Here is a 15547-nt window from a genome sequence, read left to right on the forward strand (position 1 = left end):
GCGGGATGTGGGGGGGTTAGGGGCGGGGGGTGGTTTCGGATCGGAGTTGGTGGAGGGCTTGGTCTCGGGGGAGGTTGGATCCTTGGAGGTAGGCCGTGTGGAAGGTCTGGTCGCCGAGGCGGTCTTCGAGTTCGGTGATGAGGGTTTGCAGTTCTGGTTCGCCGTTGTCGAAGGCGCCTCGGATTGCCTCGGTCATGCCCAGTGTGGTGGCTGCGGACTGCGGATCGTTCTCCAGGAGTTGGAGTTTCGCCAGCAGTTCCGCTGTGTGGGCTACGGCCTGGGTGACGGCCGCGACGTCGCCATTGACGAATGAGCTTTCGATGATTTCCGGCAGCAGGGTCCGGGCCTGGGTGGCTGCGCCCTCCGCGAGCCGGTTGGCCATGCGGGCGACTGCGATTCGGTGTGCGGCCAGTCCCTCTGGGAAGGGCAGTCGGCGGATGCGCTGCTCGAGCTGCTCCAGGTCTCGGTCGGCTCGGGCGATATCGCCTGCGCGCCGGTGCAATTCGGCCAGGCTGAAGCCCATGACCGCGGCCATGCGGGAGTAGCCCAGGTCCTCGGCCTGCCGCTGCGCCACCTGGATATCGCGTTCGGCCTCCGCCAGATCACCGCTGCGCATGCGCTCGCGCGCCAGCTCGGTGCGCGCGATGTAGACGTCGTCCTCCATGCCGAGCTCGGACGCGATGACCACCGCCCGCCCGAACGCCGCCATCGACTCCGGGTATGCGCCCCGCAGCGAGTGATCACGCCCGACCGCGAGCAACGCCATCCCCAACCCCCAGCGATCCCCGGCAATCTCGAAGTCACGCAGTGCTTCCCGCCGCTCCACCGCCCCGGCGAGCAGCTCTCCCCGACCGGTGAGCGCCAGATCCCGCGCCAAATGCGCACTCGCCCGCAACCACGGATCCGGCGACTCCAGCGCCTCTTCGAGCAGCCGCTCCCCCACTTCCTCCGCACCGGCCTGAAATGCCACCAATGAGGTCCACAGCGGCAATCCCGGATGAAATGCCAGCGCCCCGGTACGCACACAACCGTCGACCAACCCACGCGCCGAACCGGATTCATCCCCCGGCGCCCCGGCCATCAACTGAATGACGCCGAACGCAGCCCGCACATCCACCGGCAACGCCTCCCCGAACCGCAGCACGCCGGCAATCGCACTCTCGAACTGACTACTCATCCCCCGAATCCCCCAGTACCAGAACATCGCCCGCGCAAACCGCCAAGCCGGCTCCGCCTGCCCGGTGGGCTGCCCCACCGGCAGGTCGCCCCGATCGGCGGAGGCGGCGCGGAGGGCGGCGGCCATATTGGCGTGTTCGGCGTCGAAAACTGCTATGGCGCTGAGTTGTTCGCCGGTGCGCAGTAGGGGTTCCTGTTGTTCGGCGAGGGTGAGGTAGTAGTGGGCGAAGGCCGGGGTCAGGTTGTCGCCGGAGTCGGCGAGCTGGTCGGCGGCGTAGGCGCGGATGGTTTCCAGCATGCGGTAGCGGGGCTGGTCGCCACCGGAGGATTGCACCAGGGACTTCTCGACCAGGGCGCCGAGGACATACAGGATGTCGTCGGCCGGGAGGGTCTGGTCGGCGCAGATCGCTTCCAGCGCTTCGACTGTCGCGCCGCCGGGGAACAGGGAGAGTCGGCGGGCCAGGACGGGCTCGGCGTCTTCGAGCAGATCCCAGCTCCATTCGACCAGGGCCAGCAGGGTGCGCTGGCGGGGCAGTGCGGTGCGACTGCCCGAGGTGAGGAGGCGGAAGCGATCGTCGAGGCGGCGGGCGATCTGGTCGACGCTCATGGACCGCAGTTTGGCGGCGGCGAGCTCGAGTGCGAGTGGGATGCCGTCGAGCTTGCGGCAGATCGCCACGACGGGTGCGGTGGTGTGCTCGTCGAGCGCGAAGCCCGGGCGGACCGCGGCGGCCCGGTCGAGGAACAGCTGCACCGCCGGAGAGCGCTGCGCCACAGCAGGTTCCGTCGACTCCGCCGGGAGATCCAGCGGTCCGAGATGGCACAGCACCTCGCCGATGATCGTCAGCGGTTCCCTGCTGGTGGCCAGGATTCGCAACTGCGGCAGTCGGTCCAGCAGATGTTCGGCGAGCTCGGCCGCAGCGCCGATCAGATGTTCGCAATTGTCCAGAACCAGTACCGCCGCACCGACATCCAGCAGTTCCACCAGCCGTGCGGTTCTGCCCGCGGGCAGCCCCTCGGCGGCATTGCCGAGCGCTCCGGTGACCGCATCGGCGAGCTGGTCGGGGGCGCCGATCTCGGCGAGAGGCACGAAAAATACTGGGCCACCCTGATATCGGGACATGACTTCCAGTGAAAGCCTGGTCTTCCCGGCCCCGCCCGGCCCGACAACGGTGACCAGCCGGGCAGTATCGAGCAGCTTCGCGAGCGCTTCCAGCTCACTGTCGCGACCGACAAAACTCGTCAACCGGGCCGGAAGGCTGCTGCCGACGGGTTCCCTTCGCACAGCGGGGCTTTCGAGCTCGCCGCGCAGGAGCGCGAGATGGGTGTCCCGCAATTCCGCCGACGGGTCGATGCCGAGTTCGTCGCCCAGCAGCTCCCGCATGCCTTCGTACACCGCGAGGGCATCGGATTGCCGCCCGGCCGCGGCCAGCGCCCGCATGCGCAGCGCCGCCAGCCGCTCACTCAGCGGATGTTCGGCGCCGGCGACCTCCAGATCCGCGAGAATATCTGCGTGGCGGCCCAATTGGAGTTCGGCCGCGAATCGGTCCTCGACGGCCGCCGCCCGCAAATCATCCAGCCGGGTGGCGACAACCTGCACGAAAGGGGCATCCTGCACATCCCCGAGTACCGGTCCGCGCCACAGTCCCAGCGCCTCCCCCAGCAGCCCCGCCGCAACCTCCGCCCGCCCGGCCGCGAGCTCCCGCCGCCCGCGCTTGACCAAATCCTCGAACCGCTCGGAATCCACCTCGACCCCGGGCAGCCGATACCCACCGGCCGTGAGCTCCACCGTCCCCGCCTCGCGCAGGGCGCGCCGCAGCCGCGATACCAGGGCCTGCAGCGCACCCGGCGCGTCACCGGGCGGCTGCTCACCCCAGAGCCCGTCGATCAGCGCCGCCGCCGATACCGTCCCGCCCGCCTCGAGCGCGAGCCGGGCCAGCAACATGCGCACCCGGACCCCGCCGATCTCGATCGGCGCTCCCGTATCCGTCGACGCCTGAACCGGCCCCAGCACATCTACCCGCACCGGGCGAGTCTCGCAGAATCGCCGACCATCCCGATACTTGTCGCGTCGGACCTCCGCGTGGTGCGGTATCAGCGGCCCCGAGCCGCCGCTCTCCGCCCCATTACCCCCGGGGTAATCGCGGCGCGGCACCCCATGCGGCAGAGTTGATCTCATGACCGAAACTGCGCTGGATCCGATCGGAACCCAACTCTTCAGCACCATGCCGTTCGCCGATCGACTCGGCATCGAGGTGCTCGAGCACGGACCGGAGCAGGTCCGCAGCCGCCTGGCCTGGGACGAATCCCTGTGCACCCTCGGCGGCGGCATGCACGGCGGCGCGCTGATGGCGCTCGCGGATTCCACCGGGGCGGTCTGCGCCTTCCTGAATCTGCCGGAGGGCAAGCAGGGCACCACGACCGTCGAATCCAAGACCAATTTCCTGCGCGGTGTGCGCTCGGGTCATGCCACCGCCACCGCACGGCCGCTGCACGCCGGGCGCAGTTTCATCGTCATCGAGACCGAAATTCGGGATGATGCGGGCAAACTGGTCGCCAAGGTCACGCAGACGCAGGCCGTGCTCTGAGGGTCGCATCTCGGTGAGCCGAACCCACCTGTGAACCGCCTCGGGGGCTGCGGATAGCGTCAGAGCAATTGTTCGCGGCACGAGGTGGGTAGATGAGGCAGATCTTTTTCGCGGTCCTGATCGCATTGGCGGTGTCGATCACACTGACACCGCTGTTGATCAAGCTGTTCGCGAAAAGGAATGTCGGGCAGGAGATCCGGTCGGACGGTCCGGCCAGCCATCAGGCCAAGCGCGGTACGCCGACCATGGGCGGCATTGCCATCATCATCGGCATGTGGGCCGGTTATCTGGGCTCGCATCTGATCGGAATACGGTATGACGCAGAGGGTTTGACCGCCTCCGGGCTGCTCGTCCTCGGGTTGGCGACCGCACTCGGCGTGGTCGGTTTCCTCGATGACTTCATCAAGCTGTACAAACACCGCAATCTGGGCCTGACCGCCAAGGGCAAGTATCTCGGACAGCTCACCGCCGCCATCGTCTTCGGCGTCCTGGCGCTGCGTTTTCCCAGCAATTCGGGCCTGACCCCGGCGAGCCGGCACCTGTCGTACGTCCGCGACTACCCGTTCCTGTCCTTCGGCATCATCGTGTTCCTGGTGCTCGTGGTCTTCCTCGTGATCGCCTGGTCGAACGCGGTCAATATCACCGACGGCCTCGACGGCCTGGCCGCCGGATCGATGGCGCTGGCACTGGGCGCGTATGTGATCGTCACCCTCTGGCAGTACACCAATGCCTGCTCGATCAAGCCCGGCGTCGGGTGCTACACCGTGCGCGATCCGCTGGATCTGTCGCTGGTCTGCGCGTCCGGCGCCGCGGCCTGTATCGGCTTCCTCTGGTGGAATGCGGCCCCCGCCAAGATCTTCATGGGCGATACCGGTTCCCTCGCGCTCGGCGGCCTCATCGCCGGTATCTCCATCACCACCCGCACCGAACTTCTCATGACGGTCATCGGCGCGCTCTTCGTCGCGGAAATCCTCTCCGTCGCGCTCCAGATCGCGGTCTTCAAAGCCAACCGCACCCGGCTGTTCAAAATGGCCCCCTTCCACCACCATTTCGAACTGAGCACCTGGCCGGAAACCGCCGTCATCATCCGCTTCTGGCTGCTGGGCGGCATTGCCGCCGGTGTCGGCCTCATGCTCTTCTACGGCGAACACCTCGCCGCCACCAGGTAACCCATTGACGCGCCGATGGCACCCATCGGAATTCCTATTTGTGCGATCCTCACCCCGTCAGCACGATGGGGTCATGCAGCAGCATCAGCTCGGCAGCGAATTGACCACTTCCGCAATCGGTTTGGGATGCATGGGCTTCTCTCAGGGCTACGGCGCGACCGATGACGAGGAGTCGATCACCGCGATCCACACCGCGATCGACGCCGGCGTAACCCTTTTCGACACCGCCATGAGCTACGGCAGCGGCCACAATGAGCGCCTGCTGGCCCGCGCCCTGCGGGACGCCGGCGAACAGGTCCGGGTAGCAACCAAATTCGGCATCGTCCGCACCGATTCCGGTGTCCGCCTGGACGGCAACCCCGCCCACGTCCGCGAATACTGCGACGCCTCACTACAGCGCCTCGACCGCGACGTCATCGACCTCTACTACCTTCATCGCATCGACCCCGAGGTACCGGTTGCCGAAACCATCGGCGCCATGGCCGAATTGGTAGCCTCCGGCAAAGTCCGCCACCTCGGCATCTCCGAAGCAACCCCGGCCCAGTTGGCCGAGGCGGCCGCCGTCCACCCCCTCGCCGCAGTGCAATTCGAGTGGTCGATGCTCTGGCGAGAGCCAGAACACGACGTCGTCCCCACTGCCCGCCGACTCGGCATCGGCCTGGTCCCCTACAGCCCCCTGGGCCGCGGCCTGCTCACCGCCACCCTGGACCCAACCACCGTGGCCACCAGCGACTTCCGTCGCAACGACCCCCGTTTCCAAGGCGACCACCTGGACAACAACCTCACCCAGGTAGCCGCCCTCCGCGACCTGGCCGCCCGCCTGGACATCACAGCGGGCCAGCTGGCGCTCGCCTGGCTCCTGGCCCAGGGCCCGGACGTGGTCCCCATCCCCGGCACCCGCCGCTCCGCCCGCATCCTCGAAAACGCAGCCGCCGCCACCGTCGAGCTGTCCGCAGCCGACCTCGAAGACCTGGAGAAGTTCGTCTCCCCCGAAGCCTGGACCGGTGACCGCCAATCCTTCGCAGCCCACGCCACAACAAGATCGACCAGCTGACTTCGGCGGTGGCCGGCAACCTTCACGGAAACTGAATCACAATCATTTCAGATTCTGGTCCGCCGACCAGTTCACCGTGATGTAATCACGCCGAACTCGGGTGCGGAAACCCTTCGACGACCGTGTCAAGGGACACCCGAGGTCTGTGGGAGATGCAAATGATGGACAGCAATATGCGGCGGGCAGCCGGAGCGGCGGCCGCGATCGCGGTAGCGGGCGGTCTCGCGGTGACGATGATCCCCGGCACGGCCGTGGCCGCATCGGGAACGATCACCTGGACCGACGGGAACAGCAAGTTCACCCGGACAGTCTCGGACACCACCCCGATCGCCGGCGAAACCATCACCGTCACGACGATGTTCGAGCGGACCGGCATTCCGGTCGAGTACATCTACTCGATCGCGGACGCGCACCCCACCTGCCTGACTCCGGTCGCGGGCTCGGCCACGATGGGCGGCGATCAGGTCTCGCTCGACACCTCGGCCGCGGGCACGGCCAGCGCCTCCTTCAGCATCGTCAAATACCCGGTGTACCCGAACATCTCACCGAAATCCCAGACCTTCTCGGTGCAGTACACGGTGGGCGTCAACTGCGCGCGCGACACCGCGCTGCCGACCTCTATGAGCTACACCGGCTCGCTCGGCGCCGGCAACTACACCGACAAGGGCCCGGCCATCACCGTGTCCAGCGACGCCGTCTCGACCACCACGCTCGCCCCGGTGAGCGGCCTCCAGGTCAACAACGCCACCACCCTGCAGGCGAGCGTCTCGCCGGCGGCAGCGGGCGGCACCATCGAATTCAAGGCGGGCGACCAGGTTCTCGGCTCCATCCCCGTCGCCGCGAACGGCACCGCCTCGATCGGCTGGACCCCCGGCGCCGCGGGCACCTACAACATCACCGCCACCTTCTCCGGCCGCACCGGCGTCGCCGGCTCCACCACGACCCAGGCGGTCACCGTGGCCGACGTCTCGACCACCACCACGACACCCCCCAAGCCCAGCACCGGCTCCTTCTGATCGTCACCTGACCACTGCGGTCGCGGGTACCCCGCGACCGCAGTGTCGTGCCACGAATTCTATTGCAGCGCATCGCTGATCAGCTGCCACGCAATCTGGACGAGCGCTCGGCGCCACACAGACGCAAACAGCGCCCCCTACCCTCTGAGGATGCGCGATCTCCACGCCTCCCTCCCCCGCCCCGCGGCCGAAGGCGACCTCTCGGCCCGGATCCGTCAGGCGGCCCACCTGACCGGCGAGTTCCTCCTGCGATCCGGCGAAACCGCCACCCAGTTCCTGGACGAGTACCGCTTCGCAGCCGACCCCGCCCTACTCGACGCCGCCGCCCGCGCCATGGTCCCCCTCATCCCCCCGAACACCGAGGTCCTGGCCGGCCTGGAACTCGGCGGCGTCCCCGTCGCAACCGCCCTCTCCCTCCACACCGGACTCCCGATCGCCTTCATCCGCAAGAAGGCCAAGATCCACGGAACCTGCCGCCTGGCCGAGGGCGCCGACATCACCGGCAAACACGTCCTGATCATCGACGCCGTCGTAAACACCGGCGGCCAAATCGCCCTCTCCGCAGCCGACCTCCGCCCCCTGGGCGCCACCATCACCCACGCCCTCTGCGTCATCGACCGAGGCCGCACCGGCCGCACCAACCTGGCCGCGCACGGGGTGGAGCTGCTGAACTTGCTGGAACTGACCTGATCCCGAAATACCGGGCCGTCCGTTTCGACGACGCGCACAATCCATTCGTGTTCCCAAAAACCGCGTGCGAGAAGAAGACTCGCGGTAGAGGTCCGGGGCTGAGCAGAGGCCATACATGGGGCGGGCGGGGCTCGAACCCGCGACCGAATGGATTATGTGCGCCTCCATAGGTGCGCCGAAACAAGTTGAAATGACATTATTTCAGATAATGTCAGCGAGCATGACATCCTCATCCCGCAGGGCCATACGCACCGGATTCACCACCCTGGCCCTCACCTCCGTGCTCGTCGCCGGCGCGGGCACCGCCGATGCGGACAGTCTCTCCGCAAGCAATTCCGCTACCTCCGGCTCCAGCACCCCTCAGGGCGACTCCGGCTCCAGCAACGCCCAGGGCGTCCCCACGGGCAGCGCCGCCGTCTACAACGACATATTCGCCGCCCTTACCCCCCTCTTCTTTGCTGCGTGCGGGGTCGCCGAGACGATCGTCGGGCAGGAATTTTGCTATGGACTGTCCGGGCGCCCGGCTTAGCCACGTGCCCACCCATCAACTGAACCTCACCAACCCCACCATCGGTCCATAACCGCCAGAAGGCCCCTCGCTCACCGGGATTCGATGAGCGAGTGGCCTTTTCATGCGCGTATGTGCGGTATGTCCGCCGCAATGGCTGCCGACTTTCACGGGTGCCGCGAACATACTGCTGCAATTCCGGCCGGCGCAGCTCAATTGCGAAGTCTTCCTTCAGTTCCCGGAGATCGCCTGGATCGAGCGACCCGATACCGGATGATTACGCGCAAATACAAAGCTGGATGCGCTTTCGTATTCGGATCTCTCGCGACTTCAGCCAAGCATCGGCACTGTTCAGAGGCCGTAAGTGGGGCGGGCGGGGCTCGAACCCGCGACCAATGGATTATGAGTTCAAACAGGCTTGACATTGTCCTGACCTGCGAAAACGCTGATCGCGGGCCAGCATAATTTCAAAATCCATTGCTGTTCACCTGCACCCTGTTGATCTTGATCGGATAGAGCCCTGCGACTGTCCTCCTTAGAACGGTCGGGTTTGCCTCGGGGCCTCTGGTCGTGACAGTGCACGCGCGGAGCCCCCGCTCCGTCGCGGCGCTGGGCACGATCCACATTCGAGTGACGGAAATATAGTCCCACCAGGTCTGTTCAACACTTTTGCCGTGTTTTAACACGAGGAAGGGTTATGCTGCCGGCCTCGCACGACGCCTCTCTCGCGTGGGCACCCACCCCTCGGCTACCGCAGGGCAAACAACCCCCGACAGTCAACCACCGACCGCCGCATCACTCCGGCTTCGCACTGACCGATCGCGCAGGCTGCCAGCCGATTGACAAGTCCCCATCCTTGAGTAAAACCTTTACCAGCGATAGATCTGTGCGCCCGCCTCACCTACGAAATTTCACCCTGAATAAATCCCGAAGCGCTGACCCCCTTTCCTTTCCGGTCAGGGCTTCAGTCGTTCCGATGAGCCAGTGACCGTCATATGACGGTAGACAGAAATAGCCTTCTACCTGCACTGTTGGACACTTTTTGCCGAATCGTCACGCTCCATCCGATACGCTGCCGACTGTTCGGACGTTCATTCGCCCGCCCTGGCGGTCAGGCAATCTTCATGGCATTCAGGCGGTGCACGTGCAGCGGCGGCCGAAGTATGTTGCCACGCTGGAGTATTCCGCGGGGCAATGTGCACCCCGCCTGTATTCACGTGATAACCCGTCCCCGGGGACAACGTCGATTCCGGTGCACTGACACCCGCAGCATCAGTCCACAGGCCGAGAAATCATCCAATGAGCCCGTAGCCACCTCACAGGAGGGACCCTCAGCGCTCGTTCGCACTGTGAACTCCTGTAGATATTACCTTGTGTACCAGGAAGATTGAGTAGGACGTGAGGATATTTGGATGAGTGTGAGTGAGCACGACAAGATCGATCAGCTGGCGGCGGGGCCGGATGGGCGCCTGTTGCTGGCTATGACCGAGGAGAGGTCTTATTCCGATGGCGATCCCACGCTGTTGAACGAGGACTTCCGGTTGAAGATCAATTCCTACGTGTACGGAGTCCAGTCCGGGTATGTGCAGGATTTAGCCCGCAGGGCGGGTATCGCGGACTTCGCAGGTGTCGACATCGTGCTGTTCAGTGATAGCGAACCGACGCCGTTCGTCCATGAGGTGCTCGACGCGATCAGCCGCGAGTTCGCGGGACAGGGTATCCGGGCGTGGTGGGAGTCGACAGCCGCCGACGAGCTCGGGCCGGAGGTGATCGAGCGGGCGTTGGTGGACGAGGCAGTGCGGCTGTGTGGTCCTCGATGGGAGTTCGCGCTGCTGTGGGTGCGACTGATCGGCGAGGAAGGCCACGCCGGCGTCAAGGTCATCCGCAGTCGTAAGAAACAGATAACGGAGAACCTCGAGCCGTCGGAGGCGATGCTGGCGATGCTCGCCGACTACAAGCGGGCCTGCTACGACGAGCGGACCGGAACCTGGCTCAGCGGCCAGATATCCATCGCAGGCCCCGACAACTATCGCGCACAGTTCTCGAAAACCACCGACCTGCCGTGGGTGAAGATACCGCCGGTCACAGAGAGCTTGAAGGCGGAGCTCGCAGCGTTCCCTCGGGCAACCGAGGAAATCCCGCAGTGGATCCGCGAGTGCATCTCGCTATAGCCGCTCAACTGTCCGAAGTGGCTTTATCAGCGAGTAGATCAAACCTCTCGTAGCAAAAGGAATCATCTGACATCGCTGGTGCGATCCAAGTCGCACCGGAAGTAAACGCGTCTCGCATACCTGTGGGGCGCGTTTTTCATGCCCGAAATGCCGACTGACCCTCTGTTCGGCACAAACTATTGGAGTTCAAATGTCTGACCCTGTCGGCCTGCCACCAGAGGCGAGTAGTCACCACGAAGGAGATACATGGTGGTCGACAGACGCCAATGGAAATCCGGTGAAGAACACCATCCCCATCGGTAACGGCAACCAGACTGTCGACCAGACCTATACCGATCCAAAAACCGGCGTCCAAACTAATTCTCGTGTCACAGGCAATGGACTGGGTGGCTACCAGCGGTGGACGAACAGCTCTGATGATTCAGCGAATTATGTCGGCAAAGATACCCAGGACGGGCCGGGCTATGTCCAGGCCTACAACCATGGATCGTCGACCTCCGGCACACCTGATTACGTAATCGGGGCGCAGGGAAACAATTGGAACAACAACGTCGTGTCGGCCTACGACAGGCACGGAAACCTCACCGGCGTCCAGCAGAACTCCATCGGTATCGATGGTCATCAGCACAGCACCTATATCGACCCTGCCACCAATTCAAAGACCTTGTTCGGCGACCAGCCCGACGGCAAGGGTGGTGTCATTCACGGCGCGCTCACCGGCCAGATCAACAAGGACGGGCAAGGCTGGGAGAACGACGCCGACGGCCACCGCTGGAACATCGTCCCCACGAGAGTCGACGAGGACGGCCATCAGGCCCCGATGATGTGGCGCACCCAAACCGACAAAACCGGCACTCACACCTATTACCAGACACCCCAGACCGACGATCAGGGCAACGTCACCGGTTTCCTGCAACAGGACGATTTCACGGGGACCGACCCGAAGAATTCCTACCAGCAGAACGCGAACGCCGACGGGACGATCACCCGCGACGACGCCAACGGCACGCGCACAACCCTCGACCAGCACGGCAACGTTCTCTCGGTACAAACTCCCCCCGACACCCGCAGCGGTTTCGACAAAGCATGGGATACCGTCGATCACTGGCCTGGTGCGGCTCTCGGTGCCATCAATCGAACCTTTTCCGTCGGTTTCGACTCGTTGGCCGACCCTATGCACATGACTGGTTTCGGTGCGGGCGATGCGAACCTACCGAACCCGGATGTCACCTTTACCGGAATAGGAAAGGGTCTTATTGCGCCGGCTCTCGCGCCGTTGCAATTCATGGCGGACACCTTCGCCGCCGGATTGACCGTTGCCGCAAACCCTCTTGACCCCTCGCTCGTCCAAAAATCCCAGAACATCATGCACGACGGGCCGAGCGCCACAACTGCGCTGATGGACGCCGCTACTCTGCTCCCGCTACCCGAATTCCAGATCGGTGAACGCATCCTCGCGACGATGGCGCGCCTGGGTATCTACCGCGTCGGCAGCCGAACCTCGGAAGAGTTGCTCATCGACGCACTGGTCGCCGAAGGCCGCAACGATCCCGAAATCATCAAGCAGCTACAAGACGCCGGCACATTGGGTCAGGAACAGCGCCTCACCGATGCCGAAGTCATGGCCGCTATTCAACAATCGCGTGACGCCCGAGCCGCAACCCAGAACGGCGGACTCGCCGCACCGAACGAAGACGCCACAAGCGCCGGCTCCACCGAAAATTCGGGTGAATCCGACGGCCGGAACCGGGTGCCGGGCCTCGCCCAGGAAACGCCCGGTGGCGGTTTGGATTCGATGCTGAACAGTTTCCAGGACCGACTATCAGCGGGGATCGATGGCTTCTTCGGTCGGATATCGTCCGGCCTCAACGCATTGGACTCGTTCCTGAAGGGACCCGTAGACGATCTGGTCCCCCTCGGCCCCGCGGCGGACTCTGGTGGCGGCGTCCTCGGACAAATGTCTGCGGCCGCACAAGCTGCCGGTGACCGACTTCAGCAGGCACTGTTCGGCGACGGTGACCAGGGCGGCCTGTTCGGCATCCTCAGCGGTGGCCGACGCAGCAGCCCAGCGGCGCTTATTGGGCCGGGTGAGGAATTCGAGGCAAGCAACGGGATCACCTACGGACGTGACGAGAAGGGCAGGTGGTACGGGTACGACGAGACCGGGGCGCAGGGGGCTGAAAAGCGTTTCCTTCCTGATGGGGCCGCGCCCACCAAAAATGGCCTCTGGCATGACGGCCACTCCGTCAAAATGGATGATTGGGCCAAAACTGGTCGCCGGAACACCGCGCCCAGTATCCCCAAGGCTGACCAGGAGGCGCTTGAGACCGGCACCCCGCCAGCGGATGACATGCCGACTATCGGGCCTGACCACCCAGAGTTGACGGTGTCGGGGCTGGGCAATGCACCGAACAAGTCGGGAGTTCTCGGCAAGGTCGGCGACGCATATACCAGGGCGCGAATCAAGATGAGAGGCCTCACAATCGTCGCAGAGGAGCCATGGCTTCCTATCCCGGGAAGACCGGGCAAATACTTCAAGCCAGACTTTCTGTGCGTCGACAAAGAAGGTAACGTCGTCCTGGTCGAATCCAAATTCAACCGGTCGGGGTACCAACCAGGCCAATACTCGGCATATAACTATTACCGCAATGGCGGAGATTATGATATGCCGCTCCAAGTCGAGAGCGACAAGTTTCGAGATCTGCTAGAAGAAAAGTACGGGATCAAGCCTGGATCCAAGGTGACTCGGGTCGAGACGTATCGATGGAATGGGGACATGCCGGATGGCGGCCCTGGCATTGTGCCGGACGACCCAACAGTATTTTATACTGCGGACAACTATTTTCCGGACAAATACGGTTCGGTCGTTCGGAGTCCCGACGACAATCTGGAGTTCGCGGACTCCATGCTGAGGGGGTACTCCGCGGTCCTTCAGGAGGCTGCCGACAGAGCAGCAGTTCTGCATGATCCGCGGGAAGACCTGTACCAGTTCAAACACGATACACTTGAGGGCCTCCTGAACTCCGCGATATTTCCGGAAGACCAACTTCTCAACATCGTTAAAACTGCGGATAAATTGAGTGAATTCGGCGTGAAGGAGCTGGACAAACTGCTACAGCTCGGATTCAAGCCTCCCACCAGGAGGGTGGGTGAGACCTCCGCGCTGCTGTCACCAGGAGGTGGAGCCGTCGATGTCTCAGCAGCCCTGCAATCGCCACCCGAAATACTTCCGCTAGCCGCCCCCGTCGCCGCTCTGACCCGCCCCGATCGCGGAACGAGCCCGGTGAACCAGAAGCTTGTCGTCAAAATCGCGATGCCCACACAGGTCGGGTCGACGCCCGAGCAGAGACGATGTTTAGGTTATGGTGCCACGTTCCTGCGCCGCTGAAATCAGAACTAGAGTCGACGCGAACGTGACGTCAGAAAGGGTATCGACAGTGGGTGCGCGCAACCAAGCTCGATGGACGAAGCAGATCATTCCCCGATTGACGAAAGCGATGGAGGCAGAAGGGTTCACGACTTGCGCACCGCTAGAGGTGTGGCCCAGCACCGGACCACAGTTGTGGACGAAGGTCCGCTTCAGCCCGACGGACGAGTCGATCCCCCGAATGACTCGAGTTGTCGACGCCTACATCGAGCGTCACCGCAATGGTGGCCTTCGCCTGGAAGGGACTGCACGGATCGGCTCGCCGGCCGTCGATGAGATCATGCGCGACCTGCCCGGCGAGGGGCTCAGTCGCGGTGACATCGATCGCGCGCTCTTCGAACTCCTTGATGAGTCACCGGAGCCGTTGGTGATGTCGGTCGATTTCGATACCGATGTCGATAGATCGGTGACTAAGTTCATGGGTTACGTACGTGGCCCTGCCCGGGTGTGGTTCGCCAAGCGAGCCACGTTCTCAGCGCTGCTCGAAACTGCGCGGGAACCGACGATCGCGCCATGGGAGACGAATCCGGATCCGACCCTGCTGCGGGGGACTCTCCTGCTCTGTGTGCTGGATGGTTGCGTGCAGGAGGCGGCGTCGTTGATGCGGTGGTATCTGCAGCGTGAGCAGTTCCACCGGTGGGATTCCCTCGAGGATGCGTCCGCGTTCGACACTGCGATGCGCGAACGGTTCCCCGACTACGCCGCCGCACGGTCGGGGAACTGAACGCCCCGACGTATCGCTCCTGTGAGATTCGAACTGACCCGGTTCAGGCTTTCCGATTTCGACCCTGAATGATCATCGCAGACGAAAATTGCTGTCCGAACCCGTCATAGATGTCGAAGGCACCTCGCGCCCCAGGTCGGGCGCCACCGGACCGGTCCTTCAGGAACGGAACCGAACTCATGCGGAGCTCACGCTGCACCGGAGCCTACTCGGAACCGACTGTGCGACAACCTCGGTCACGAAGCTGGCCCAGAAGGTCACAGATGCGGCGCGCGGCGACCGTTTCGCCGTCCATGCCGAGAAGGCGGGCGATCGTGCCGAGTTTCCGGTATTCGTCGGGGTCTTCGGGCATGGCGTACGAGTCCGGTCGGCGCTGCGCCTGCCAACGCACCAGCCAGCCGTCGAGCTCCTACTCCCGATGGCGTGCTCCACGGCTGGTTCCGGCAGGGCGGGCACGGTATTGCTAGTGCGCTGGGAAGTCCTCGCGCAGCGCCCATTTCGTCCGAACGGTCGTCAAGCTGAGGCCATGCGTTTTTGCCCATTCGGCGAGGGTCACCAACCGTGCCATTGCTCCAATGTCGGTGGCGTGCCCCCGCGGCGCCGTGCCGGCGTCCGAGCCAGAGAGCTTGCTCGTTGTGGTTGGTTTTTGGGTGTTTGGCACGGGCTCGTAGGTACTTCCGAAGGGCAGCTCGTGTCTTGTCGCCGAATGGTGCGGTGCGCGGCCTTCGCCGAGAACCATTGCTGTGTTCTCTACGAAGTCAATGCCATCGACGTCCAATCCGGCGAGTTCTCCTGCATGGCAACCGGTATCGGTGAGCATTCGGATGATGGCGGTGTCGCGCAACGCCTCGAAGTCGGTGCCAGCGCATTCGGACAGTAGGGCGCGGAGGGCGTCGTCCGGTGGGCCCGCTACGAGCTGCTCGGGCGCGTCAGGCAGGGTCATCTTCGCGAATGGGTCTGCCTCGATGATTGTCTTCGGCCGCAAGGTATTTGAAGAACTGTTGCAGGCTTCGGTACTGGCTGCGGG

General features: G+C 64.1%; 11 protein-coding genes. 9 read left to right on the forward strand and 2 right to left on the reverse strand.

The genetic code is table 11. From position 1 onward, the window contains the following. Positions 1 to 16: 16 nt before the first annotated feature. Complete coding sequence (locus tag OG326_RS34885; RefSeq protein ID WP_327141378.1) at positions 17 to 3199, reverse strand: BTAD domain-containing putative transcriptional regulator; 3183 nt, start codon at positions 3197 to 3199, stop codon at positions 17 to 19. A gap of 151 nt (positions 3200 to 3350) precedes the next feature. On the opposite strand from OG326_RS34885, the gene OG326_RS34890 reads away from it, so the two are divergent. From OG326_RS34890 to OG326_RS34930, 9 genes are all read left to right on the forward strand, one after another. Further along, positions 3351 to 3761 carry a PaaI family thioesterase gene (locus OG326_RS34890; protein ID WP_327141379.1) on the forward strand — a complete coding sequence of 137 codons (411 nt, stop codon included), beginning with the start codon at positions 3351 to 3353 and terminating at the stop codon, positions 3759 to 3761. 92 nt (positions 3762 to 3853) lie between these two features. Further along, a complete protein-coding gene (mraY, locus tag OG326_RS34895) occupies positions 3854 to 4930 on the forward strand; it encodes a phospho-N-acetylmuramoyl-pentapeptide-transferase (protein WP_327141380.1) in 1077 nt (358 codons plus the stop codon). A gap of 73 nt (positions 4931 to 5003) precedes the next feature. Continuing rightward, positions 5004 to 5984 carry an aldo/keto reductase gene (locus OG326_RS34900; protein WP_327141381.1) on the forward strand — a complete coding sequence of 327 codons (981 nt, stop codon included), beginning with the start codon at positions 5004 to 5006 and terminating at the stop codon, positions 5982 to 5984. A 158-nt stretch (positions 5985 to 6142) separates the two neighbouring features. Beyond that, entirely contained in the window at positions 6143 to 7000 is an 858-nt protein-coding gene (locus OG326_RS34905; protein ID WP_327141382.1) for an Ig-like domain-containing protein, read from the forward strand. 150 nt (positions 7001 to 7150) lie between these two features. Further along, positions 7151 to 7690 carry an orotate phosphoribosyltransferase gene (locus tag OG326_RS34910; protein ID WP_327141383.1) on the forward strand — a complete coding sequence of 180 codons (540 nt, stop codon included), beginning with the start codon at positions 7151 to 7153 and terminating at the stop codon, positions 7688 to 7690. A gap of 220 nt (positions 7691 to 7910) precedes the next feature. Next, complete coding sequence (locus OG326_RS34915) at positions 7911 to 8219, forward strand: hypothetical protein (protein WP_327141384.1); 309 nt, start codon at positions 7911 to 7913, stop codon at positions 8217 to 8219. Between the two features lie 1397 nt (positions 8220 to 9616). Further along, positions 9617 to 10369, forward strand: a complete 753-nt coding sequence (locus tag OG326_RS34920) for a hypothetical protein (RefSeq protein ID WP_327141385.1) — start codon at positions 9617 to 9619, stop codon at positions 10367 to 10369. Between the two features lie 277 nt (positions 10370 to 10646). Next, entirely contained in the window at positions 10647 to 13757 is a 3111-nt protein-coding gene (locus OG326_RS34925; RefSeq protein WP_327141386.1) for a hypothetical protein, read from the forward strand. Positions 13758 to 13806: 49 nt separating this feature from the next. Next, positions 13807 to 14520: a hypothetical protein gene (locus tag OG326_RS34930; RefSeq protein ID WP_327141387.1), complete on the forward strand. Its 714-nt coding sequence runs from the start codon at positions 13807 to 13809 to the stop codon at positions 14518 to 14520. A gap of 463 nt (positions 14521 to 14983) precedes the next feature. On the opposite strand, the gene OG326_RS34935 is transcribed toward OG326_RS34930, so the two are convergent. Beyond that, the gene (locus tag OG326_RS34935) at positions 14984 to 15463 is read right to left on the reverse strand and encodes a site-specific integrase (RefSeq protein WP_327141388.1); all 480 of its coding nucleotides are present in this window, start codon (positions 15461 to 15463) and stop codon (positions 14984 to 14986) included. Between the last annotated feature and the right edge of the window lie 84 nt (positions 15464 to 15547).

The organism is Nocardia sp. NBC_01327 (genome assembly GCF_035958815.1).
Classification (GTDB): domain Bacteria; phylum Actinomycetota; class Actinomycetes; order Mycobacteriales; family Mycobacteriaceae; genus Nocardia.